Below are 23,366 nucleotides of genomic sequence, written 5' to 3'. Positions count from 1 at the left end.
AGGGGGCCCCGCCCGCACTCCTACCGTCCTTCCCAAGCGGCCACCCCGGCGACGACGGGGCGCCGGACAGGATGCGAGCGAGCGACGGAGGACGCGTGAAGATACGGATTCTTGGCCCGCTGCACGCCGAGACGGACGGCGTTCCCGTCGTTCCCACGGCGGCCAAGACGCGGCAGGTCCTGGCCCTCCTCGCGCTCCGCGCCGGACAGCTCGTCCCCGTGGACGTCCTGCGGGACGAGCTGTGGGGGCCGGTGCCGCCGCGCAGCGCGCACGCCACGTTCCAGACCTACATCCTGCGGCTGCGCCGCGCCCTGGCCGAGGGGCTCGGCGGCCCGGAAGGACCGGCGAGGGCGCGCCGGCTCCTGTGCACCGGACACGGCGGCTACCTGCTGCGCGTCGCCGAACAGGACGTGGACGCCTTCGCCTTCCAGCGGGCCGCACGGGCGGGCCACGCGGCCTTCACCGACGGCGACGACGAGGCGGCGTCCCGGCTGCTGCGCCAGGCCCTGGCACTGTGGCGGGGACCGGCGCTCGTGGACGTACCGGCCAAATCCGCGCTGCGGATCCACGCGGCGGCACTGGAGGAGAGCCGGACGCTCGCCACCGAGCGGTGCATCGACGCCGAGCTCCGGCTCGGCCGGCACGCCGAACTCCTCGCGGAGCTCGTGCAATTGACGGAGCGTCACCCCGCCAACGAGCGGCTGCACGCGCAGGCCATGGTGGCGTTCTACCGCTCGGGGCGCCAGTCCGCCGCCCTCGGCCTCTACCGCAGGCTGCGCCGGGGCCTGATCGAAGAGCTCGGCCTTGAGCCGGCACCACAACTCCAGCGTCTGCACCAGGCGATGCTCACGGTCGACCCCCGGCTCGACACCGACGCGCGGGGTGGCCCGCCCACGCCGGCCTTCGACCTCTACGCGGCCTGAGCACGCCGCACCACGGACAGCGAGCACCCACAGAAGAGGTGACCGAAGTGACGGACTCGATACCCACCCTGTACGAACGCATCGGCGGCGCCGAGGCGTTGGAACGCCTCACCGAGGAGTTCTACCGGCGCGTACGCAAGGACGAGATGCTGGCCCCGCTCTTCCAGTACATGGAGGACGACCACCCCCAGCACGTGGCGACCTTCCTCGCCGAGGTCCTTGGCGGACCCGAGGCCTACACCGAACACCACGGCGGCTACCCGCACATGGTCTCGCGCCACCGGGGCCGGTCCATCAAGCCCGAGCAGCGCGCGCGGTGGGTGGAGCTGATGCTGGAGGCCATGGATGTCGTGGGCCTGCCCGAGGACGCCGAGTTCCGCTCCGCGTTCGTCGGCTACATCGAGTTCGGCTCACGCCGGGCGATGGCCAACTCCCAGCGCGGGGCGGCACCTTCGAGCCGTACGACCATCAAGAAGTGGGGCTGGGGCGAGGCCCCGCCCGGCGAGGACTGACCCGGTGGCGAAAGCACGCGGGCGGCTTCGCCGGATCCCGCCCGCGTGTCCCTGGTTCGGCAACAAAGATTGTCGCTCCGCCACGCTCGGTTCCAGCATGGGGACCGCTGGTCACCACCGTCCTCAGGCGGACAGCGACGCAGGCGTCCGTGCCACCCGGACGGCCGCGGCGGGAGCCATGTGGCGCCGCTCCCCGCACGCCCGGCCGACCGGCGCCCGGTCGCCCTGATCCGCCGGAACCATCCGAACAAGGAGTTCGCCCATGCGTTTGACCCCCTCTGTGCCGGTGCACAGCGGCTCCGCGCCGACCCGTTTCGAGTACGTACCCGCCGGCCGGCGGACGGCCACCGAGCGGACGGGAGGCGGCAGCCGATGAGTGCCCAGACCGAAACCCACGAGGCGGCCTCCCCGAAGGCGAGCAACCGGCTGCCCTTCGCGGTCTATCTGCTCGCGTTCAGCCTGTTCGCCATGGGCAGCGCCGAGTTCCTGCTCGCCGGTGTCCTGCCGGACATCGCCGACGACCTGCACATCTCGCTCTCCTCCGCCGGTTCGCTGATCTCCGCGTTCGCCATCGGCGTGGTCATCGGCGGTCCCCCGCTCGCGGTCCTGACCCTGCGCTGGCCCCGCCGGACCACGCTGGTGGTCTCGCAGGTCCTGTTCGCCCTGTTCGTGGCGGTCGGCCTGGTCGCCGACAACCTGACCGTGCTGATCATCACGCGCTTCCTGTGCGGTCTGGCCTACGCCGGATTCTGGGCGGTCGCCGCGGTCACCGCGATCGGTCTCGTCACCCCCGACCGCACCGCACGGGCCTCCGGCGTGGTGGTCAGCGGCCTCAGCATCGCCATGGTCGCCGGCGGCCCGGCCGGCGCGCTGCTCAGCCACTTCACCGGCTGGCGCGGCGGGTTCTGGGCGGTGGTCGCCCTGACCGTGCTCGGCGCGCTCTCCACGGCCGTCGTCGTCCCCACCACCAAGGCGGTCCAGGAGCCCAGCGTCTCCCGCGAGCTGCGCACCATGCGCAAGCCGCAGCTGTGGGTGGTGTACGCGGCGACCCTGCTGAGCACCGCCGCGTACATGATCTCCTACAACTACCTGGCGGCCTTCCTGAAGGACATCACCCACGTCGGCTCCGTGTGGGTGCCCGCGATCCTCGTGCTCTTCGGCGTCGGTGCCTTCATCGGTCTGTCGGTGGGCGGCCGGATCGCCGACGGGCGGCCGCACCACGCGCTGCTCATCGGCGCCGGCGGCATCCTGGTCACCTCCGCGCTGCTCGCCGTCCTCGGCCACCATGTGGTCGCCGTCGTCATCCTGGTGCTGCTCCTCGGCGTCGCCGGGTTCGTTCTCAACCCCGCCATCTACGGGCGGGTGTTCACCGTGGCGGCCGACGCGCCGACGCTCGCGGGGGCCACCGCCGTCTCGATGTTCCAGCTCGGCATCAGCCTCGTGCCCGTCCTGGCGGGCGTGGCCATGGGAGCCGGAGCCAGTCTTGACGCCATCCCCTGGCTGGGCGCGGGCATCGCCGTCCTCACCATCCCCGTCGTCCTGATCGAACGGACGATGGCCCGCGGCCGGGCGGGGAGCCCGGGAACCGTCGAGGTCTGACCTCGCCCTCCCGCTCCCGCTCCAGGTCCGCGCTCACGCACCATCGCGGGCGTGCGCTCCTCGTACGCCGCGAGCAAACCGTCACAGGGAGCCGCAGGGCGATCCTCGCAGAGGATGTCCCGGCGGCTCCCCCTGAGGGAGGACTCCATGGACAACAAACTCGGTTACGAACTCGGCAACTGGGTGGTGTCGCAGATCCAGAGCCCGGACCGTCCCACGCAGACGGTCTTCACTCTGCTGGACCAGGAGTGGGAACTGCTCGACGACGTGTTTCCGCCCTATACCGACCCGGGCCCCGGCCTTTTCGCCTCCTGGGTGCCGTACGAGAAGGGCAGCCGCTTCCTGGAGATGGGCTGCGGCGCGGGAATCGCCGCGGTGCTCGCCGCCCAGAACGGCAGCGAGCGCGTGGTGGCCCTCGACATCAACCCGGCCGCCGCCGAGAACGCCCGCCGCAACGCGGTCAAGCACGGCGTGGCCGACCGGGTCACCGCGCTCGCCAGTGACCTGTTCGACGCCCTTGAGCCCACCGAGACCTTCGACCTCGTCTTCTGGAACACCCCGTTCATCGAGGCACCCGAGAGCCGCCCCTACGCCGACCAGATCGAGCGCGCGGTCTTCGACCCCGGATACGAGATGGTGCGCAGGTTCTTCCGCGACGTGGCGGGGCACCTGGCCCCCGGCGGCACGGTCTGCATCGGCACCAGCGAGGCCATGGGCAACAAGGACAAGCTGCTGCGGGCGGCCGCCGACGCCGGTTTCGAGAGCCACCGCTACCGCAGCGAGACCGCCGAACTGCCCGCGGCCGACTTCCCGCAGTCCCCGGTGGTCGCCGCCCACACCAACGAGCGCGGAATCGTGGACATGGACTTCACGATGTACACCTTCCAGCGCCGCTGATCCGCCTTCCCGGCCTCTGCCGGGACACCCCGTATCGAGTGATGAGCCCCAGGTCAGACGAGTTCGATTACAGGTGAGGGCGGCAGGGCCGCCCCGGAAGATGGGAATGTCATGAGCGCCAACGGGAACGCGAACGGTGCCGGCTTCGACGTCGCCATTGTCGGCAATGGAGTCCTCGGGCTTTCGCTCGCATGGGTCCTGGCACAGCGCGGACAGCGCGTCGCCGTGCTGGGCCAGCCGCACCGCCCCTGGGCCGGATCCACCGCGTCCGGAGCGATGCTCGGCTGTTTCGGTGAGGTCACCACCTCGCTGCTCGCCACCGAGCAGGGCCGCGCCAAGCTCGAACTCGGCATCCAGGCCAAGAACTTGTGGCCGCAGTGGCTCGCCGAGCTGGAGGCGGGCACCGAGGGTGCCCCGGTGAAGACGGCGAACGGCACGAGCGTCATCCTCAACACCATCGGCACGGCCGAGATCGACGACGCCAACTACAACGCCATCCGCGCCGAACTCACCCGCTACGACGAGCCCTTCGAGGACGTCGACGCCACCGACGTGGACTGGGTGGACGCCGAGCCGATCTCCCGGCCGCTGCGGGCCTTCCACATACCGGGCGAGCACGCCGTCAACTCCGCGGCACTGCTGGAGCGCCTTGAGCAGGCGGCCGTCCGGGCCGGCGCCACCCTCGTCGCCGAGTTCGCCACCCGCGTCGTGCACCGGGGCGAGCAGGTGACCGGCGTCGTCACCACCTCGGGCCAGACCATCAGCGCCGACCATGTGACGCTGGCCGCCGGCGCGCGCAGCCAGGAGCTCCTCGACAGCCTGCCCATCGGCTCCCGCGTCCCGCGCCTGGTCAGCGGCTACGGTGTCTCCTCCCTGGTCAAGACCCAGGACGGCACCATCCCCGACAGCGTCATCCGCACCCCCAACCGCTCCTTCGCCTGCGGCCTGCACGTCGTGCCGCGCGGCGACGGGCACGTCTACCTCGGCGCCACCAACGTCATCTCCGTGGAGCCGCGCGACACGGCCGAGATGCGTGACCTCGTCTTCCTCCTCCAGTGCGCCCACCGCCAGGTCCGCCGCAACCTCTGGAACAGCGACGTCGCCAAGGTGCAGGTCGGCAACCGCCCGGTGTCCATGGACGGCTCCCCGCTGCTCGGCCAGGGCGGCATGAAGGGCCTGTGGATCATGACCGGCACCTACCGCGACGGCCTGCACCTCTCCCCGCTCCTGGCCCAGGACTTCGCCGCCCGGATCCTGGGCGAGGAACCGCTGGCCGACCTGGACCGCTTCACGCCGCTGCGCCAGCCCCTGCCCACGGGCACCCGCGAGGAGATCGTGGACGTCCTCATCGACCACCAGATGGGCATCGGCTACGAGCAGGACTGGACGATTCCCGTCGAGTGGCACCAGTGGATCGAGATGGACCTGCGCCCGGCGACCCTGGCCTGGGCCAATGAGCTCGACCCGGAGTTCACCCCGCCGGCCGAGCTGCTGTTCGCCTCCCGTTTCGACCCCGAGCTGGTCAGCCTGCTGCGCAAGTACTACGCGACCTGCCGCGAGAACAGCTGACCCCGGTCCCCCGCACCCCACACCCCTCCCACACGTACCCTTCCGCACCCTCGCGCACCACACAGCAGCCGTGCGGGCAGGCAGGCTCAACCGCCCCTGCCCGTACGGCACTTCGAGAAAGGACAGTGCCATGGCAGTCGAGGCGATGGACCCGCCCGGCCTTCCCAAGCCCTACGGATGGCGGCAGCTCGCCGTCGGTACCGGCAGCCGGGTGATATTCCTCAGCGGCCAGACCCCCCGCACCGCCGACGGCGAGCCCGTCGGCATGGGTGATCTCGCGGCCCAGACCGAACAGGTCTACCTCAACATCGCCACCGGCCTCGAAGCCGCCGGCGCCACCTTCGACGACGTACTGCGTCTGACCGTGTACGTCGTGGACTGGTCGCTGGACAAGTGGGAGGCCATCACCGCGGGCGCCGAGCGCGCCGCCGCCAAGCTGGGCGCGGACGTCATCCGTCCCACCACCCTGGTCGGGGTCGCCACGCTGGCCGAGCCCGACTTCCTCATCGAGGTCGAGGCGACCGCCATCGCCTCCTGAGCCACCGCGCACGACGAGAGGCCCCGCCGGTCCCGGCGGGGCCTCTCGTCATGTGCGGCCGGTGGAGCCAATCAGCGCTGTTTGGCGAGGAGTTCGTCGATGACGGTGGCCACCGCGTCGGGCGCCGGCAGCCCCGGGTGGTGGCTCGCGGTGCCCGTGGTCGGGTCGAAACCGTCGTGCCACTCGGGCTCGTTCACGATCCCGCCGTCCTCGCGGATCCGCGCGATGTTGCGCTGGACGGCCGGCTTCTGCCACATCTTGGCGCCCATCACCGGGAAGTAGACGACGGGGTAGTCCACCGAGAGCGCCACCGTCATCACGCGGTTGGGGGCGGCGCCGCCGGCCGCGGCGGCGAGGGTGTGGGCGGTGGCCGGCAGGACCGCGAGGATGTCGTGGTCGCCGGCGAGCCGGGAGGGTTTGTCGGTCGGCCAGTGCGCGGGCGAGTCCCCGTACACCACGCGCTCGGCGAAGAGCGCGAGGCTGTCGGGTGAGACGAACGAGGCCGCGGTGTGCGTGAGGAGGACCGTGAACGTGCTGCCCGCGATCCTTCGGCGCATCGCCTCGATGTACGACGAAAGCCCGGTCACCGCGATGGAACCGGTGGCTCCGATGAGTATGCGTTTCCCGGTCTTCTCCGGGGAGTTTCGCTTTTCCATGCCCGATGATGCCGCCGCGCTCCCGCCCGTGGTCAATGCCCGACTCCCCTGTGTGGAGCGGGAGTCCAGCGCCGGTCCAGCGGCCGTCGAGTGCGGACCGAACCCTACGGTCGTCCCTACGGTCGGACCGTATTGAGACCGTTTGCCGCCCTGCCTAACCTCCGATTCCGTACGGGAATTCGAAAGCCCACCGGGGCATCTGATGAAAAGGGGCGGATCTCGATGGAGGATCTTTTCGCACAGCTGCGCGGCCAAGACGGCCACCCCCGCCTGGACGACACCCGGCTGCCCGACCTCAAGCCGCGGCCGGAGCACCGGCACGAGCCGTTCCCGCTCACGGACATCCAGCAGGCCTATCTGATCGGCCGCCACCGGGGACTCGAACTCGGCGGCATCTCCAGCCAGTACTACCTGGAGTTCGACTGTCCCGCTCTCGACGTGGACCGGCTGACCGTTGCCCTGCGCAAGGTCGTCGAGCGGCACGACGCACTGCGCACGGTGGCCGGGCCCGACCAGACCCAGCGGGTGCTCGCCGCGCACGAGGTGGACCCGTACGTCATCCACGCCGGCGATCTGCGGGGCCGCGCGAGCGAGGAGCAGGAGGCCGAACTCGCCCGCATCCGGGCGGAGTTGACGGATCAGGTGCTGCCCGTGGACCGGGCGCCACTGTTCGACATCCGCGCGACCCTGCTCGACGGGGGCCGGATGCGGCTGCACCTCGCCGTGGACCTGCTCTTCCTCGACATGCGGGGCCTGTACCGGCTCCTCGGCGAGTGGCGCCGCCACTACGACGAGCCCTCCTGGGCTCCGGAGCCCCTTGAGCTGTCCTTCCGCGACTATGTGCTCGCGCAGGAGGAGCTGCGCGGCGACACCCTGGGCGAGGAGGCCGAGGAGTACTGGACCAGCCGGCTCGACACGCTGCCCCCCGCGCCCGAGCTGCCGCTCGCCGTGGCGCCCGAGCAGCTGGGCACCCCCCGTTTCGTACGGCACCGGGCGGTGCTCGCGCCGCAGCGCTGGGCAGCTTTGCGCGCGAGCGCCGAGCGGCACGGCCTCACCGCGTCGGGTGTGCTGCTCGCCGCGTACGCCGAGGTGGTGCGGACCTGGTCGCGGCGGCAGGAGTTCACCCTGACCGTCACCCAGTTCCACCGGCTCGGGCTGCACCCGCAGCTCGGCTCCGTCATGGGTGACTTCCTTGCGCCGAGCCTGCTGGCCGTCGGCGGCCGGCCCGATGAGACCTTCGAGGAGCGGGCGCGCGGCGTGCAGCGCCAGGCGCTCGAAGATCTGGCGCACTCCGCGCACGGCGGCATCCGGGTCCTGCGCGACCTGGCCCGGCGCAGGGAGGACAACCGTGCCTCGATGCCCGTGGTCTTCTCCAGCACACTCGGCGCCGGCGCACCGGACGCGGGCCGCCTCGAGTCGTTCGGGGACCTGGTCCACGACCACAGCCGGACCCCGCAGGTGTGGCTGGAGAACCAGATCCTGGAGCTCGACGACCGGCTCAGCGTCAACTGGAACGCGGTGGAGGGCCTGTTCCCCGAGGGCACCCTTGAGGCCATGTTCGAGGCGTATGTGACGCTGCTCGACCGGCTGGTGGATGACGCCTCGGTGTGGGAGGCCACGCGCGGGATCGTGCCGCTGCCGAGCGCGCAGGCCACTGAGCGGGAGCGGGCCAACGCCACCACCCAGGACATCGAGCCGGCGCTGCTGCACGAGCTCGTCGCCGATGCGGCCGCGCGCCGCCCCGGCCACATCGCGGTCATCACCCCCGGCGCCGAGACCACCTACCGCGCGCTCACCGAGGACGCGCACCGTCTCGCGCACCGGCTCATCGAAGGTCCCGGCGCCGGGCCGAACGAGATCGTCGCCGTGTCGATGCGGCCGGGCGCCGCCCAGTTCTCCGCCCTGCTCGGCGTGCTGCACTCCGGCGCCGCCTATGTGGCCATCGACCCCGAACTGCCCGAGGAGCGGCGGCTGAAGCTGCTGGCCCGGTGCTCCGTGCGGGCCGTGATCACCGAGCAGGACCTGCGGGACAAGCTCGCCTGGCCGCAGGGGGTGAGCGTGCTCACCCTGGACGAGGAGGCCACGCGGAAGTGTTCCGCCGAGCGGCCCGCGCGCCGGCAGGGCCACGACGATCTGGCCTATGTCATCTTCACGTCGGGCTCCACCGGCGAGCCCAAGGGCGTGATGATCACCCACCGCAGCGCCGCCAACACCGTGCAGGACATCAACCGGCGCTTCGGCGTCGGTGAGGACGACCGGACGATGGCGCTCGCGCCGACCGGCTTCGACCTGTCGGTCTACGACCTCTTCGGCGTCCTGGGCGCCGGCGGCACCGTCGTGGTGCCCGACCCCGCGCGCGGCAACGACATCGCCCACTGGTCGCAGCTCATCGGCCGCTACGGCGTCACCATCTGGAACAGCGTGCCCGCGCCGATGCGCATGTGGATCGACTCGCTCGGCGAGGGCGGGGTGCCGCGCGGCTGCCGGCTGCGGCTCGCCCTGCTCAGCGGCGACTGGATCCCGGTGGACCTGCCGAACCGGATCCGCGAGAAGCTGCCCGCGATGCGGGTGATCAGTCTCGGCGGCGCCACCGAGGGCTCGATCTGGTCCATCCACCACCCGATCGGGCACGTGCCGCCCGAGTGGTCGAGCATCCCCTACGGCAAGCCGCTGGCCAACCAGACGATGCACGTGTTCAACCAGTGGCTCGAACCGTCCCCGGTCGGGGTCACCGGCGAGATCCACATCGGCGGTGTCGGCGTGGCCCAGGGCTACCTCGGCGACCCCGAGCGCACCGCCGAGCGCTTCCTTCTCCACCCGGTCACCGGGGAGCGCGTCTACCGCACCGGCGACCTCGGACGCTATCTGCCGGGCGGCGACATCGAGATCCTGGGCCGCGAGGACTTCCAGGTGAAGATCAACGGCTACCGGGTCGAGCTCGGCGAGATCGAGGCCGCGCTGCTGCGCCAGCCCGGGGTGCGCACCGCGCTCGTCACCGCGCCCGCCCACGCCCGTACCGGGCAGCGGCAGATCGCCGCCTATGTGGTGCCGGAGCCGGGCGCGGATCCGGACCCGGCCGTGCTGCGCGAGGCCCTGAGCGCTCTGCTGCCCGGCTACATGGTGCCCAGCCGGTTCCTGGCCCTCGACACCCTGCCCCTGACGACGAACGGCAAGATCGACCACAAGGCGCTGCCCGCGCCGTGGAACGAGACGTCGGACACCGCCTCCGCGCGGGTGGCGCCGCGCGACCGGGTCGAGGAGCGGCTGTTCGCGCTCTGGTCCCAGCAGCTGGGGCACGGCGACTTCGGGGTCGAGGAGGGTTTCTTCGACATCGGGGGCGACTCCCTGCACGCCGTCGGTCTGCTGGCCCATCTGCGCGCCGAGTTCGGCATCGGGGCCGACATGGAGCAGGAGATGGTCGAGGGACTGTTCATGAACGCCTCGATCGAGTCGTTCGCCGAACTGATCGCGAATGTCGAGGAGTCCGCCGCGTGAGTACCCGCCATGACAACGCCGCCCCGGCCCGCGAATGGGAGTACGTGATCGTCGGCGCGGGCTCCGCCGGCGCCGTGACCGCAGCCCGGCTCGCCGAACGGGACTGCGGGGACGTCCTGCTCATCGAGGCCGGCGACGACCAGCCGCGCCCCCGCGACCGCTCGCACCCGCTGGCCGACGCCGGGCGCCTCGTGCTGGCGGGCCACAACTGGGACTACCGCGCCAACCTGCGCACCAGCAGCCGCTGGGACGACCTGGTCGGGCAGGGCGCGGGCGCCGGTCAGGCGCCGCTCGGCCGGCCGGCCAACCGGGCCCTGTGGGAACGCTTCCCCTATCAGCTCGGCAAGGTCGTCGGCGGTGGCTCGGCGGTCAACGGCGCGATCGCCCTGCGCGGTCTGCCCCGTGACTTCGCGGTCTGGGAGGCCGCCGGCAACCCCGACTGGTCCTGGGAGCGTGTCCTGCCCTTCTACAAGGACATCGAGAACGACGCCGACTTCCCCGGCCGGCTGCACGGCGACAGCGGGCCGCTGCCGATCAGCCGCACCCCGCGCGGCGAGGTGCACGCGCTGGACGCGGCGTTCTGGGAGGAGTGCAACCGCCAGGGCGTCACCGACCTCCCCGACCTCAACGGCGGCAGCGAGGCGGGCGTCGGCCCGATCCCCGGCAACACCGTGGACGGGGAACGCATCGACGCGGCCACCGCCTTCCTCGACGGCGCCCGCAATCTGCCCAACCTCCATCTGCGCACCGGCGTCCGGGTCACCCGGGTGCTGTTCGAGCGGAACCGGGCCGTCGGCGTGGAGATCGAGGCCGACGGCGCGCTCACCGAGATCCGGGCCCGCCATGTCGTGCTCAGCGCCGGGGCCGTGGGCACCCCCGTCATCCTGCAACGCTCGGGCGTCGGCAGTGCCGCTCTGCTGCGGGCCCTGGACATCACTCCCGTGGCGGACCTGCCCGGGGTGGGCCGTGATCTGGTGGACCATCCCTCGGTCGTCATCTGGTCCAAGCCGGCCGACGGGGTGTGCACCCCGGGCCTGCCCTGGCGCCAGGTCGCGGCCAGGATGAGCAGCGGCTTCGACGACGACGTGGACATCCAGGTGGGGCTGCTCAACAACGTCGAGAGCCACACCATCCCGGGCTTCGCCGACCGGCTCGGCTGGCCGCTGGTCGTCGGCATGTCGGTGATGCTGATGCGCCCGCGCTCCCGTGGCCGGGTCTTCCTCGACAGCCGCGACCCGGGCGCCTCCCCCGTCATCGAGCTGGGCATCGGCACCGACCCCGAGGACGTGGAGCGGCTGTGCCACGGGGTGCGCCGCACCTGGAACTTCCTGAACTCGCCCGGCCTTTCGAGCCGGCTGACCAAGACGCAGTTCTGGAGCGACCGGATGGTCGCCAACGACGGGGTCGTACGCAGCGGGGTGCGCCACATCATGAACCCCGGCTGGCACGCGGCCGGTTCGTGCCGGATGGGCCGCGAGGACGATCCCGCGGCGGTCACCGACCAGGAGGGGCGGGTGTACGGCACCGAGAACCTGCGGATCGTCGACGCCTCGCTCTTCCCCGCGATCCCGAGTGCGCCCACCAATCTGACCACTTTGATGCTGGCCGAGAAGCTGGCCCGGAGCACGAAGGAGTGACGGTGCGACCCCAATCAAGGCCCCCGGTACGGCTCTACGGATTTCCGCACGCCGGGGCGACCTCCCTGGTCTACCGCGCCTGGCAGCCGCTGGGCGAGCCACATCTGCTGGTGCGGGGCGTGGACGCGCCGGGCCGTGGCACCCGCCGCCAAGAACGCGGGGCGGCCGGCTTCCAGGCTCTCGTACGGTGCATGGCCGAGCAGGTGGTGGCCGACCTGCTGACGGAACGGGAGCGGGTGCCGGGCCTGCGCTGGGCGACCTTCGGGCACAGCTTCGGCTCGACCACGAGCCTCGCGGTGGCCGCGGAGGTCACCCGCCAGGTGGGTCTCGCGCCGGAGCGGGCCGTGCTGTCCGGGGCGGTGCCGCCCGCCCTCCAGCGGCCCGGCCCGCTCCTGGACTCGGTGTCCGACGAGGAACTGCTCGCCAGGACCGCCGCCGACGGCGGCACCCCCTCCGCCGTTCTCGCCAACCCCACGATGAGCCGGATGCTGCTCGGGATGCTCCGCGAGGACGACGCGGTCCGGGCCGAGTTCGCGCGGGAGGCCGGCGAGCTGCGGGTGGACTTCCCGCTCACCCTGATCGCGGCCCGGCAGGACGTCTACGCGCCGCCGGAGAAGGTCTGGCAGTGGGCCGCGCACAGCACGGCCGCCGTCCACCGGGTCGAGATCGACGGCGGTCACTTCGCCGCCGTGCAGCGGCCCAAGGACACGCTGGCCATCATCGTCGACGACATCGACCCCGGGCAGAGGTGACGGCATGGCACGCAGTCGGTACGAGGCCGAGCACGAGCAGTTCCGCGTGACCTGCCGGGAGTTCTTGACCCGGGAGGTGCTGCCCCACCACGCCCGCTGGGAGCGGGAGGGCATCGTGGACCGGGAGGTGTGGCGCAAGGCCGGCCGGGCGGGGCTCCTCGGCATCGGCGTGGACCCCGAGTACGGCGGGGGCGGCGAGAGCGACTACCGCTACCCGGCGGTGCTGTCGCAGGAGATCATGTGGGCCCGCGCGACGGCGCCCGGTTTCGTGGCGCACAACGACATCATCGCCACCTATCTGGATCAGCGGACCACCCCCGAGCAGCGCAAGAGGTGGCTTCCGGGGCTCTGTTCGGGCGAGCTGATCGCGGCCATCGCGATGAGCGAGCCCGACGCGGGCTCCAACGTCGCCGACATCCGCACCACGGCCGTCCGCGACGGCGACTGCTATGTCCTGAACGGGCAGAAGACGTTCATCACCAACGGCGAGAACTCCGATGTCATCGTGGTCGCCGCCAAGACCGCCCCCGAGCGCGGCGCGCAGGGCATCAGCCTGATCGTGGTGGAGCGCGGCGCGCCGGGCTTCACCCGGGGCCGGCGCATGGAGAAGCTGGGCTGGCACGCCAGTGACACCTGCGAGCTGTTCTTCGACGACTGCCGGGTACCGGCCGACAACCTGCTCGGCAAGGAGAACGCGGGCCTTGCCTACATGATGGCCGCGCTCCCCCGGGAACGGCTGAGCATCGCCACCGTGGCGGTGGGCGCGGCCGAGCGGATGGTGACGGACACCCTTGAGTACGCCAAGACCCGCGAGGCCTTCGGCCAGACCATCGGCAGCTTCCAGCACACTCGCTTCCAACTGGCCACCATGGACACCGAGTTGACGATTGCTCAGGTGTTCCTCGATCACTGTGTGGCCGAACTCAACGCCGGGCGGCTCTCGGTGACGGACGCCGCGAAGGTGAAGTGGTGGACGACCGAGCTCCAGGTCGACATCGCCAACCGCTGCCTGCAAATTCACGGGGGCTACGGCTATCTGAAGGAGAGCCCCATCTCCCGCGAGTGGGCCAACAGCCGGGTGCAGACGATCTACGGCGGAACCACGGAGGTGATGAAGGAGCTGATCGGCCGCTCCCTGGGCCTGTGACCCCCGCCCCGCCGCACTGAGCCGTCCCCGCCGCACCGAGCCACCCCGGGCGCTCGGGCCCCACCCCGGGGCGCCCGGTCCACACTCCCCCGCGCCGCCGAGCCGCAGCACGCCGTGCTGCGGCTCGGCGGCGCGCCTCCTTCCCCAACTCGGCACCTATAGTTGCGATTTGAGGAACCACTCGGTCTAATGGCGACGTGGAGCAGTCACTGACGATCGCCCAGGCCCTGTCCGCCGTCGGCCCCCGGCTCAAGCGCGCGCGCACCGCTCGTGGTGTCACCCTCGCCGCGCTGTCGGAGGCCACCGGAATCTCCAAGAGCACCCTGTCCCGCCTCGAAGGGGGGCAGCGCAGACCCAGCCTCGAACTGCTGCTGCCCATAGCCCAGGCCCACCGGGTCCCCCTGGACGAACTGGTGGGCGCGCCCGAGGTGGGCGATCCTCGCGTCCGGCTGAAGGCGCACGCCGTGAACGGCAACACGGTGCTTCCGCTGACCCGCCAGCCGGGTCCCTTGCAGAGTTACAAGATGGTCCTGCCGGCCAGCCGCGACACCCCTGAACTGTGCACGCACGAAGGGTATGAGTGGCTGTACGTGCTCTCGGGGCGGCTGCGGCTGGTCCTGGCCGACCACGATCTGATCCTGGAGGCCGGCGAGGTGGCCGAGTTCGAGACCCGGCTGCCGCACTGGTTCGGCAGCGCCGGGGAGAGCCCGGTCGAGGTCCTGAGCCTCTTCGGCCGCCAGGGCGAGCGCATGCACGTACGTGCGCACCCGGCACGGCCCGCGCCCGCCCCCGGCGGGTGAGCCGGGGGCGGGCGCGGGCCGTGTCCGGGGAGGCCGTCCGCGGGGTCAGGACGTGGGCACGGGCGTGTCGGACGCGCGGCCGGTGGCGGCGCGGTGCGCGGCGAGGTCGCGCTCGATCTCCTCGTCCACGAGGTCGTGGTTGAGGAAGAAGGCGGCCTGGGCGCCCATGCCGGCCGCCGTGACGGCCTGGGCGCGCGAGTCCACCACATTGCCCACGGCCCACAGGCCGGGGCGGGTGGTGCGGCCCGCCGGGTCGGTCACCAGCCAGCCCTGCTCGTTGCGCTCGCACCCGAGGCCGTCGAAGGCCCCGTCGTTGGGCGTCATGTTCGGGAAGAGGAACACCCCGCCGCACTCCAGCGTCCGCCCGTCGGCGAGCTCGACGGCGTACAGCCTGCCTTCCTTGCTCAGGAGCGTGGAGACCGGGCCCTCGACGACCTCGACCCCGCGCGCGTCCATGCGCTCGCGCTCCTCTTCGGTGAGCGGCCGGCTGTGCGGTACGTACACGATGTGCGGCGACCACTGGCGAAGCAGCAGCGCCTGGCCGGGGGAGGCGGGGTGCACTCCGAGCACGACGATCGGGCGGTCGCGGACCTCGTAGCCGTGGCAGTACGGGCAGAAGTGCACGTCCTCGCCCCACATCGCGCGTACACCCGGGATCTCGGGCAGCTGGTCGCGCAGGCCGGTGGCGAGCACGACGTGGCGGGCGTTCAGGCTCGCGCCGCCGTCGAGACGGACCACGTACCCCCCGCCGTCGCCGGCCTCCACCTGGTCCACCCGGCCCTCGATCCGGACCGCGCCGTAGCGCGCGATCTCCGTGCGGCCGATCTCGAGGACGGTGGACGGGGGGACGCCGTCACGGGAGAGGAAGCTGTGCATATGGGCCGAGGGAGCGTTGCGCGGCTCCCCCGCGTCGACGACGGCGACGGTGCGACGGGCTCGCGCGAGCACGAGCGCGGTGTTCAGCCCGCCCGCCCCGCCGCCTATCACGATCACGTCGTACGAGGTCCGGTCCTTGGTGTTGTTGTCTGCGCCGGTCACGGCGATCACCTCCGCCGCAAGGGTGGGGTGCGCCGCCCGCCGGGGCAATCTTTGTTGCCGTTTCAGGAAAACGGGAGGACTGGCCCGCGCTTGGGCGGTGGATCTCACCGCTCTCGGCCGGACCCCGGGGCCGCCTCACGGCGCAGCACCTCCATGACCTGCGCCAGGGCCGCCGGGCGTGGGCCCGGCAGGCGGGCCGCGACGACGCGGCGCTGTTCGGCGGGGCCCTGGCGGACCTCGATCAGGCGTACGCCCGCGGGGACCACGTCGGCCAGTTCCGGCGGCAGCGTGGTGATGCCGCAGCCCGCCGCCACCAGACGCAGTTTGGTCAGCCAGTCCCGGGTGGTGTGCGTGACGCGCGGACGCCCGGGCAGGCCGGGCCAGACACCCATCGTCGGCTCGGCCGGGTGGGAGGCGCCCGAGATCCAGTCCTGGTCGGCCAGATCCTCCAGGTCCACCACCGCCCGGCCGCCCAGCGCTCCGTCCGCCGGCACCGCGAGCAGCAGCCGCGTCTCCAGCAGGGTCTCGCACTCCAAAGGGGGCCTCTGGTCGTCGAGGGGCCGGTAGGGCGGGCGGACCGCGAGGACGGCCAGGTCGATCGTGCGGGCCCGAAGTGCCCGTACCAGTACGGGAGTTGCTGCCTCGCGGGTCGTGACGCGGATGGCGGGATGGGTGCGGCGCAGCGCGGCGAGCGTACGCGGCAGGATGAGGGCTCCGGCGCTCGGGAAGGCGCCGAGCCGTACGACGGCGCGCTCCGGCGCCAGACCCTTCAGCTCGCGCTCGGCCGCCGCCAGCGCGTCCAGGGCGACCACCGCGTGCCGCAGCAGGGTCAGGCCGGGCGCCGTGAGGGTGACACCGCCCGGGCGCCGGTCGAAGAGCCGCACCCCCGAGGCGCGCTCCAGTGCGGCGACCTGCCGCGAGACGGCGGACTGGGTGTAACCGAGCGACGACGCGGCAGCGGTGAAGCTGCCGCGCTCGGCGATCTCCCGCAGGACCCGCAGGCCGGTCAGCGAAGGCTCCATGACGTTCACGCATACCCACCATGCCACAGTTTCGCTGGCCGCATGCCGGGGCGGCGCCTAGCGTGGTCCGTGCGAGCCGCCCGACAGCGCGGCCCAGCAGCCCACTTACTCCACATACCGCAAGGAGCATCGCCATGCCATTCGTCGAGATCTACCTGCGCAGGGGCAAGTCGCCGGACGTCCGCAGGGCGCTGTCCGAGGCGGTCCACGCGTCGATGCGGGAGGTGTTCCGGATCCCGGAGGACGACTACTTCCACGTCGTGCACGACATGGAGCCTCATGACCTCCGCCACCCGCCGGTCTTCTTCGGCCTGGAACGCAGCGCCGACGTAGTGATCATCCGCATGACGTTCAACCGCCGTCCCCCGGCGCAGAAGGCGGCGCTGTTCGAAGCTGTCGCCGACCGGGTCGTGGCCGACACCGGGATGCGCCGCGAGGACATTTTGATGAGCATCCTGGAGACCGCGTCGGAGAACTGGTGGGTGTACGGCAGGACCGTCGATCCCGAGACCGGTTTCGACACCCGGATGAGCCCGGAGGCCATGGCGGCGGGCCGCGTCGACGCCTGAGGCCCCGCCGGCTCCCGGGACCCGTGCGATCCGGGATCACGCGCCCCCTGACCGCCGCACTGGCAGCACGGGCACGGGCCGGCGGCCGGGCGGCCCCCCGGCGACTTCGAACCCGCTTGCTCTCAGGCCTAAGTGATGAAGCGTCAGGGGCAGCGTCGAGAGTTGTCCAGGACGCGCCGGTGCGGCCGGACCCGCACCGGCGCGGCGCTGCTCACCTGCTCTTCAGGTGCGTGTCCAACCGCGCCAGCAGGGGCAGGACGCGCGCGAGGGCTTTTCGCTCGGCGGGGGCGAGGGCTTCGGTGATCGCCGTGCCGAGCCAGTCCGCGCGCCGCTGCCTCTCCCGCGCCAGGCGCTCCCGTCCCGCCGACGTGAGGCTGAGCAGGAGCTTGCGCCCGTCGCTGGGGTGCGCCTCGGCTTCCAGAAGGCCCTGGGCCTCCAGATCCTTGACGGCCCGGGCGGCCGACTGATGGCTGACACCCCACTGGTGCGCGATGTCCGCCGTGGTGAGCGGGCCGCCCCGGTCCAGGTACCCAAGGACGGCGGACTCGCCTGCCGGCAACGTGTCGGCGGCGCGCACGGTGCGTACCAGCCGGCCTACGGTCAGGCGGAGTTCTTCGGCGAGCTGGTTGTCGTCCATGAGCCCAGCTTACGTGCGCCTCACCGCCAAGGTGTACACCTTAGCTGTACACCCAAGGTGTACAGTTTCGGCTTGCGCCCATGACCATCGCCGCCGCCTTTGGAGAGGAACCCCCCGTGCAGCTCACCAAGCACGCCCACGCCTGCGTCACCGTCGAGAAGGACGGCACCCGTCTCGTCATCGACCCCGGCACGCTCACTCCGGACGCGCCAGGGGCCGTCAGCGGGGCGCACGCCGTCCTGATCACACACGAACACTTCGACCACTTCGACGAGAAGCTGATCGCCGCAGCTCTCCGAGCCCGGCCCGAACTCCTGGTCTACGGCACGGCCGCCGTCGCCGCCGCTCTGGGCGGCCACGACGGACGGGTGCGGACGGTGAGCGCGGGCAGCACCTTCACCGTCGGCTCCTTCACGGTCTCCGTGCACGGCCACCGTCACGCCGCGATCCACTCCGACATCCCGTGCCCGGACAACGTCGGCTACCTCATCGACGACGGAGCGCTCTACCACCCCGGGGACGCCTACTTCGCGCCCGACGCGGCCGTACGCACCCTGCTGCTGCCGACCAGCGGGCCGTGGACGAAGCTCGGCGAGGCGGCCGACTACGTACGGGCGGTCAAGCCCGAACGTGTCATCCAGATCCACGAGCTCATGCTCAGCGACCTCGGCCAGGCCTCCACCGCCACCATCCTGGGCGAGAACGGCCTGACCGGCCTGCCGATCCAGCGCGTCGAGCCAGGCACCGGCGTCGAGTTGTAGCGCTCACTCCCGCACCGGCGGCGCAGACCGTTCAACTGGCCACCAAAGGCGTGCAGTTGAGGGCCGAGTGGCGCGACTCTAGGCGGCCGCGTCGAACGAGGACTGACGCGTCGTCACGCGTCGGGCCGCCGACGCGGGGCTGCGGCGGCCGCGCGAGGACGCGGTGCGCCGCCGCCGCTCGGCCACCGGCTCGGTGATCGTGACGGGGATGCCGGACGGCGCCTTGGCGCCGGTGATCCGGCTGAGGGCTTCCTCACCGGAACGGACCTGTGTGGTCTGGGGCACGATGCCGGCGGCGGTCATGAGGCGGGTCATGTCGCGGCGCTGCTGCGGGGTCACCAGGGTGACGACACTGCCGGACTCGCCCGCGCGCGCGGTGCGGCCGCCCCGGTGCAGGTAGTCCTTCGGGTCGGTCGGCGGGTCGACGTTGACGACGAGGTCGAGGTTGTCGACGTGGATGCCGCGCGCGGCGACATTGGTGGCCACGAGCACGCTCACATGTCCGCTCTTGAACTGGGCCAGGGTGCGGGTGCGTTGCGGCTGCGACTTGCCACCGTGCAGGGCCGCGGCCCGCACCCCGCTGTTGAGCAGGTCCTGTGTCAGCCGGTCCACGGCGTGCTTGGTGTCGAGGAACATGATGACCCGGCCGTCGCGGGCCGCGATCTGCGTCGTCGTGCACTGCTTGTCCGCGCCCTGCACATGCAGGACGTGGTGCTCCATCGTGGTGACCGCGCCTACGGAGGGGTCCACGGAGTGGACGACCGGGTCGCGCAGGTAGCGGCGGACGAGCCGGTCGACGTTGCGGTCGAGGGTGGCCGAGAAGAGCATCCGCTGGCCATCGGAGCGCACTTGGTCCAGGAGCTCGGTGACCTGCGGCATGAAGCCCATGTCGGTCATCTGGTCGGCCTCGTCGAGCACGGTGATCGCCACCTGGTCGAGGCGGCAGTCACCACGGTCGATGAGGTCCTTGAGGCGGCCCGGCGTCGCCACGACGACCTCGGCTCCGCCGCGCAGCGCGTTGGCCTGGCGGCCGATCGGCATGCCGCCCACGACGGTGGCCAGGCGCAGCCTGACCGAGCGGGCGTAGGGCGTCAGCGCCTCGGTCACCTGCTGGGCCAGCTCCCGGGTCGGCACCAGGACCAGGGCCAGCGGAAGGCGGGGCTCTGCGCGCTGTCCCGCCGTGCGGGCCAGCAGCGCGAGGCCGAAGGCGAGAGTCTTGCCGGAACCGGTGCGCCCGCGGCCGAGGACGTCACGGCCCACGAGCGTGTTGGGCAGGGTCGCGCCCTGGATCGGGAAGGGGACGCTGACGCCCTGCGCGGTCAACGCGGCCAGCAGGGGCGCGGGCAGACCGAGGTCGGCGAACGCCTCGACCGGCGGGAGCGCGGGGGTGATCGTCTTCGGCGGGGCGAATTCACCCTGGACGGCGACGGGCCGACGGCCACCGGGGCGGCCCTGGCCACCGGAACGGCCGGCCGTGGAGGAGCCGAAGCGGGTCCCTCGCGGCGAGCCGGAGCCCGAGGCGTAAGCGGGGGCCTCGCTCCGGCGGGGGCTTGAGGAGCGGCGATTCGTACGGGTGGGGTTCAACGGGAACCTTCCTTGCTACGGCGATACGGAGGTACGGCGCGCAGCAAGGAATTCCCGCAGCGAAATGCGGCGCTGGGAATTACGAGAACGAACCGAAGGACAGAACAAAAAAGAATGACTGCGGGCGGTGGGCGACGAATTCTTCGCGGAATGCGCGCCAGTGAAACCGGGCGGTGGCGACATGGCGGTAGCTGGGGCCCAGGAGCCCCGCTGCCACATCGAATGTGACCCTCTGGCGGGACCCTCCGGCCCTCGACCAGCTCGCGAAACGGTGCCCAACCACACCTGCAACTGAGATCGACAGTAGCATGCGGTAGCAGCCGCCGTACGGTAAATAACCCCAGTCTCCGCACGCCCCAAAAACACTCCCAGTGCCGCGCGTCAAAAGCTCATCGGGCCGCGACAGATATCATCTCGGGCAGGCGGGGCGGCGCTGGAATTGGAGGCCGCCCCGGCCGCCCTTGCCGCGACGGGCGTCCTATGCCCGCCGCCCGCCGTCCACCGAAAGCGCCGTCCCGGTGATGTACGAGGCGGCGTCCGAGCACAGCCAGACCGCCGCCGCTGCCGCCTCCGGCGCCGTGGCCATGCGGCCCATCGGGGTGGCGGCCTCCTGCGCCGCGATGAGACCGGTGCCGGCCGCGACCCGTTCGAAGCCGGGGGTGCGGGTCGGGCCGGGACAGACCGCGTTGACGCGGATGCCACCTTTCGCGTAGTCCACCGCGGCGACCTTGGTCAGGCCCACGACGCCGTGCTTGGCGGCGACATAGGCGGGGGCGGTGGGGATGGCGTACAGGCCGCCGTTGGACGCCACGTTGACGATCGCGCCGCCGCCCCGGCGCTCCAGAGCGGGCAGCTCGTACTTCATGCACAGGAAGGTGCCGCCCATGTTGACGTGGGCCACGTGCTCGAACTCCGCCAGGCTCATACGGTCCAGCCGCCGGTGGTGGGAGTCCAGGCCCGCGTTGTTCACGGCGAAGTCGAGGCCGCCGTACACCGCGACGGTGTGCTCGACAGCCGCGCGGACCTCGTCCTCATCGACGACATCGACACGTAACGCCGTCGCCCGGCCGCCGTCCCGCTTGATCATGACGGCGGTCAGGGCCGCCGAGCTCTCGTCGATGTCGGTGACGGTGACGCAGGCGCCCTGGCGGGCGAGTTCCACCGCCGTCGCGCGGCCGATTCCACTGCCGGCGCCCGTCACGAGCCCGGCCTTGCCGAGGAATGAACTACTCACGGATCTCCTTCATGAGGGTGCGCACCCGGCCTTGTGACCGGGGCTGGGTGGTGGGCCCGCGGTCAGGCCACGGGCACGACGATGCCGTTTCCGTGCCGGCCGGACTCCGCCTCGTCCAGGAGCAACGAGGCCAGCGTCGTGCGGGAGATGCGGGGCGGCAGCAGGGGGCGGCGCAGATCCGCCAGCGGTACGAGGACGGGTGACGGGCTCGGGGGGCCGTCGGTGACGTCGGGGGCGTGGAAGACCGTGGCGCCCGCGTCCAGGGCGATCCCGTCCGCCTCGGCCTTCTCCGCCAGTTCCGATCCGACGAACATCCGCATCACGGCGGCGTAGATCAGCCCGCCCGACCGGCTCGACACGCCCGATCCCAGCGCGCCGAGCCAGACCGTGCGGACGCCGGCCGAGGCGAGCCGCCGGGCTCCGGCCACCAGGGCTCCGGGGCCCTCGCCCTTGCCGACGCCGAGCGCCGAGACGACGACGTCCGCATCGCTCAGGCCGGGAAAGGTGCCCGGGCGCGTGACGTCCGCCCGCCGGACATCGAGGCGCGGGGACGCGGGCGCGGTGATCTTCGCCGGCGTGCGGACCAGGGCCACCACCTCGTGGCCGCGGTCGAGGGCCTGGCCGACGAGCACGGCGCCGGTGCGGCCCGACGCTCCGAGCAGGGCAATGCGCATGATCTTCCACTTCCAAGACTCACCAAGACTCACCGACGAATGACTGAACAGGTGTTGGTCAGATGAGTAAACAAGTGTTGGTTAACGGTGTCAAGGCAAGGATCCCTGTAGGGTGAACAGGTGTTGTTCGCCATTCGCGCTGGTAGGGAGGGGGGCGACCGATGTCGACCGAGGAGCGGTCCGCGCCCCGGCGCCGCAACCCGCGGGGGCAGGGGCAGGTACTCAAGGCCCAGCTCGTGGACGCCGCCGCCAAGCTGCTGGCCACGCTGGAGCAGCCCGAGACGCTGACGCTGCGGCAGGTCGCGCGTGAGGTCGGTGTGGCACCGGCCAGCATCTACAGCCACTTCACCGATCTGAGCGCCCTGATCCAGCACGTCCTACGGCAGCGCTACCAGGAACTGGCCCAGCTGATGGACGACGCCGCGCGGGCGGCGGGCCCCGCGCCTCTGGCCGACCTCGCGGCGCGCTGCGCCGCCTATGTCCGCTGGGGCGTCGGCCAGCCCGGCCACTACCGCACCCTGTTCGGCGGCCGCATGCCGGCCGACCTCGTCCCCGGCTCGGCGCACGGCGACGGCGCCGAACCGCTGGCCGCCGTGGTCGTCTCCCTCGCCGAGGCGGCGACCCCGGAGCGCGCCAAGCCCACGGCGGACCAGCGCGCACAGGCCGGCCTGATGCTCTGGACCGCGCTGCACGGTCTCGTCAGCCTCTACAACGACCACGGCACGATGCCCTGGCCACCTCTGGACGATCTGATCACCGACGTGGTCGCCCTGCACACCGGCCGGCCCGCCACCGAGGTCGCGCCCCTGGTGGGCCGCCCCGAAAAGTGAGGCCGCGCGCGTCGCGCGAGCAGGAGCGAGTGCCCGGACAAGGACCTCGCAAACAGACGCGTCACGGGTGTGTGGACGGGTTCTGGCGGGGCATTCGGTGGCTCGGAGGTTGATAACTATGGTTCCCCTGCTTCTCGTTCTTCTGCTGGCTCTGATCCTGTTCGGCGCGGGCTTCGCGCTGAAGGCCCTGTGGTGGATAGCCGTCATCGTGCTCGTCGTCTGGCTCGTCGGGTTCATCGCCCGTCCCAAGTCGGGCAGCGCGCGCTGGTATCGCTGGTAGGCATCCCCGTGTGTCCGTGTGGGCCTCCCGCCTGAGTGATCAGGCGGGAGGCCCACACGCGTACCCGGCCCACCGCCCCTTCGTCACGCGCGCCGACAGCGTCCCCAACTCACGTGTCGACAGGCCTGGTTGGCCCTCCAGGACGGCGGGTCCGCGTGGATTTCTTCGGGGCGGGCAGACGGACTGGGAGTGATCTTGCTCAACGTCCACGC

Annotated in this window: 22 protein-coding genes; 15 read left to right on the top strand and 7 right to left on the bottom strand. The window is 71.8% G+C overall.

Features of this window, described 5'->3' with window-relative positions:
* The first annotated feature begins 95 nt into the window (after positions 1 to 95).
* From ABR738_RS32130 to ABR738_RS32105, 6 genes are all read left to right on the top strand, one after another.
* Positions 96 to 923: an AfsR/SARP family transcriptional regulator gene (locus ABR738_RS32130; RefSeq protein ID WP_350233437.1), complete on the top strand. Its 828-nt coding sequence runs from the start codon at positions 96 to 98 to the stop codon at positions 921 to 923.
* Between the two features lie 47 nt (positions 924 to 970).
* A complete protein-coding gene (locus tag ABR738_RS32125) occupies positions 971 to 1,435 on the top strand; it encodes a group II truncated hemoglobin (RefSeq protein ID WP_350233436.1) in 465 nt (154 codons plus the stop codon).
* Positions 1,436 to 1,807: 372 nt separating this feature from the next.
* Positions 1,808 to 3,034, top strand: coding sequence for an MFS transporter (locus ABR738_RS32120; protein ID WP_350233435.1), 1,227 nt, complete (start codon positions 1,808 to 1,810; stop codon positions 3,032 to 3,034).
* A 147-nt stretch (positions 3,035 to 3,181) separates the two neighbouring features.
* Positions 3,182 to 3,931, top strand: coding sequence for a methyltransferase (locus ABR738_RS32115; protein WP_350233434.1), 750 nt, complete (start codon positions 3,182 to 3,184; stop codon positions 3,929 to 3,931).
* A gap of 111 nt (positions 3,932 to 4,042) precedes the next feature.
* Positions 4,043 to 5,500, top strand: a complete 1,458-nt coding sequence (locus ABR738_RS32110) for an NAD(P)/FAD-dependent oxidoreductase (protein WP_350233433.1) — start codon at positions 4,043 to 4,045, stop codon at positions 5,498 to 5,500.
* Between the two features lie 130 nt (positions 5,501 to 5,630).
* Positions 5,631 to 6,038, top strand: a complete 408-nt coding sequence (locus ABR738_RS32105) for a RidA family protein (RefSeq protein ID WP_350233432.1) — start codon at positions 5,631 to 5,633, stop codon at positions 6,036 to 6,038.
* Between the two features lie 71 nt (positions 6,039 to 6,109).
* Here ABR738_RS32105 and ABR738_RS32100 read toward each other — a convergent pair whose 3' ends face one another.
* Positions 6,110 to 6,694: a flavoprotein gene (locus tag ABR738_RS32100; RefSeq protein WP_350233431.1), complete on the bottom strand. Its 585-nt coding sequence runs from the start codon at positions 6,692 to 6,694 to the stop codon at positions 6,110 to 6,112.
* A 222-nt stretch (positions 6,695 to 6,916) separates the two neighbouring features.
* Here ABR738_RS32100 and ABR738_RS32095 point away from each other — a divergent pair, with 222 nt between their 5' ends.
* From ABR738_RS32095 to ABR738_RS32075, 5 genes are all read left to right on the top strand, one after another.
* Complete coding sequence (locus ABR738_RS32095; protein ID WP_350233430.1) at positions 6,917 to 10,189, top strand: non-ribosomal peptide synthetase; 3,273 nt, start codon at positions 6,917 to 6,919, stop codon at positions 10,187 to 10,189.
* Positions 10,186 to 11,826 carry a GMC family oxidoreductase gene (locus tag ABR738_RS32090; protein WP_350233429.1) on the top strand — a complete coding sequence of 547 codons (1,641 nt, stop codon included), beginning with the start codon at positions 10,186 to 10,188 and terminating at the stop codon, positions 11,824 to 11,826. The genes ABR738_RS32095 and ABR738_RS32090 overlap by 4 nt, the downstream gene beginning before the upstream one ends.
* 2 nt (positions 11,827 to 11,828) lie before the next feature.
* A complete protein-coding gene (locus tag ABR738_RS32085; protein WP_350233428.1) occupies positions 11,829 to 12,578 on the top strand; it encodes a thioesterase II family protein in 750 nt (249 codons plus the stop codon).
* Positions 12,579 to 12,582: 4 nt separating this feature from the next.
* Complete coding sequence (locus ABR738_RS32080; RefSeq protein WP_350233427.1) at positions 12,583 to 13,725, top strand: acyl-CoA dehydrogenase family protein; 1,143 nt, start codon at positions 12,583 to 12,585, stop codon at positions 13,723 to 13,725.
* A gap of 197 nt (positions 13,726 to 13,922) precedes the next feature.
* Positions 13,923 to 14,525, top strand: a complete 603-nt coding sequence (locus ABR738_RS32075) for a helix-turn-helix domain-containing protein (RefSeq protein WP_350233426.1) — start codon at positions 13,923 to 13,925, stop codon at positions 14,523 to 14,525.
* Between the two features lie 45 nt (positions 14,526 to 14,570).
* Here the strand turns inward: ABR738_RS32075 and ABR738_RS32070 are convergent, their stop codons facing one another.
* Together ABR738_RS32070 and ABR738_RS32065 are read right to left on the bottom strand one after the other, a co-directional pair.
* Positions 14,571 to 15,563: an NAD(P)/FAD-dependent oxidoreductase gene (locus tag ABR738_RS32070; protein WP_350233425.1), complete on the bottom strand. Its 993-nt coding sequence runs from the start codon at positions 15,561 to 15,563 to the stop codon at positions 14,571 to 14,573.
* Positions 15,564 to 15,667: 104 nt separating this feature from the next.
* Positions 15,668 to 16,585, bottom strand: coding sequence for a LysR family transcriptional regulator (locus ABR738_RS32065; RefSeq protein WP_350234833.1), 918 nt, complete (start codon positions 16,583 to 16,585; stop codon positions 15,668 to 15,670).
* Positions 16,586 to 16,719: 134 nt separating this feature from the next.
* Between ABR738_RS32065 and ABR738_RS32060 the strand changes: the two genes are divergently transcribed.
* On the top strand, positions 16,720 to 17,154 hold the full coding sequence (locus ABR738_RS32060) for a tautomerase family protein (protein WP_350233424.1): 435 nt from the start codon (positions 16,720 to 16,722) through the stop codon (positions 17,152 to 17,154).
* 211 nt (positions 17,155 to 17,365) lie between these two features.
* Here the strand turns inward: ABR738_RS32060 and ABR738_RS32055 are convergent, their stop codons facing one another.
* Positions 17,366 to 17,791 carry a MarR family winged helix-turn-helix transcriptional regulator gene (locus ABR738_RS32055; protein ID WP_350233423.1) on the bottom strand — a complete coding sequence of 142 codons (426 nt, stop codon included), beginning with the start codon at positions 17,789 to 17,791 and terminating at the stop codon, positions 17,366 to 17,368.
* A gap of 116 nt (positions 17,792 to 17,907) precedes the next feature.
* On the opposite strand from ABR738_RS32055, the gene ABR738_RS32050 reads away from it, so the two are divergent.
* Positions 17,908 to 18,552 carry an MBL fold metallo-hydrolase gene (locus tag ABR738_RS32050; RefSeq protein ID WP_350233422.1) on the top strand — a complete coding sequence of 215 codons (645 nt, stop codon included), beginning with the start codon at positions 17,908 to 17,910 and terminating at the stop codon, positions 18,550 to 18,552.
* Positions 18,553 to 18,630: 78 nt separating this feature from the next.
* Here ABR738_RS32050 and ABR738_RS32045 read toward each other — a convergent pair whose 3' ends face one another.
* From ABR738_RS32045 to ABR738_RS32035, 3 genes are all read right to left on the bottom strand, one after another.
* Complete coding sequence (locus tag ABR738_RS32045) at positions 18,631 to 20,136, bottom strand: DEAD/DEAH box helicase (protein WP_350233421.1); 1,506 nt, start codon at positions 20,134 to 20,136, stop codon at positions 18,631 to 18,633.
* A gap of 478 nt (positions 20,137 to 20,614) precedes the next feature.
* Positions 20,615 to 21,370, bottom strand: coding sequence for an SDR family oxidoreductase (locus tag ABR738_RS32040; protein WP_350233420.1), 756 nt, complete (start codon positions 21,368 to 21,370; stop codon positions 20,615 to 20,617).
* Positions 21,371 to 21,432: 62 nt separating this feature from the next.
* Positions 21,433 to 22,044, bottom strand: a complete 612-nt coding sequence (locus ABR738_RS32035) for an NAD(P)-dependent oxidoreductase (protein ID WP_350233419.1) — start codon at positions 22,042 to 22,044, stop codon at positions 21,433 to 21,435.
* 161 nt (positions 22,045 to 22,205) lie between these two features.
* Between ABR738_RS32035 and ABR738_RS32030 the strand changes: the two genes are divergently transcribed.
* Together ABR738_RS32030 and ABR738_RS32025 are read left to right on the top strand one after the other, a co-directional pair.
* Positions 22,206 to 22,874, top strand: coding sequence for a TetR/AcrR family transcriptional regulator (locus ABR738_RS32030; RefSeq protein WP_350233418.1), 669 nt, complete (start codon positions 22,206 to 22,208; stop codon positions 22,872 to 22,874).
* 118 nt (positions 22,875 to 22,992) lie between these two features.
* A complete protein-coding gene (locus tag ABR738_RS32025) occupies positions 22,993 to 23,154 on the top strand; it encodes a DUF5670 family protein (RefSeq protein ID WP_261712857.1) in 162 nt (53 codons plus the stop codon).
* Positions 23,155 to 23,366: the final 212 nt, after the last annotated feature.

This window comes from Streptomyces sp. Edi4, from assembly GCF_040253615.1.
Taxonomy (GTDB): domain Bacteria; phylum Actinomycetota; class Actinomycetes; order Streptomycetales; family Streptomycetaceae; genus Streptomyces.
The sequence above is the reverse complement of the archived record's forward strand: the minus strand, read 5'-3'. Positions and strand labels throughout refer to the sequence as shown.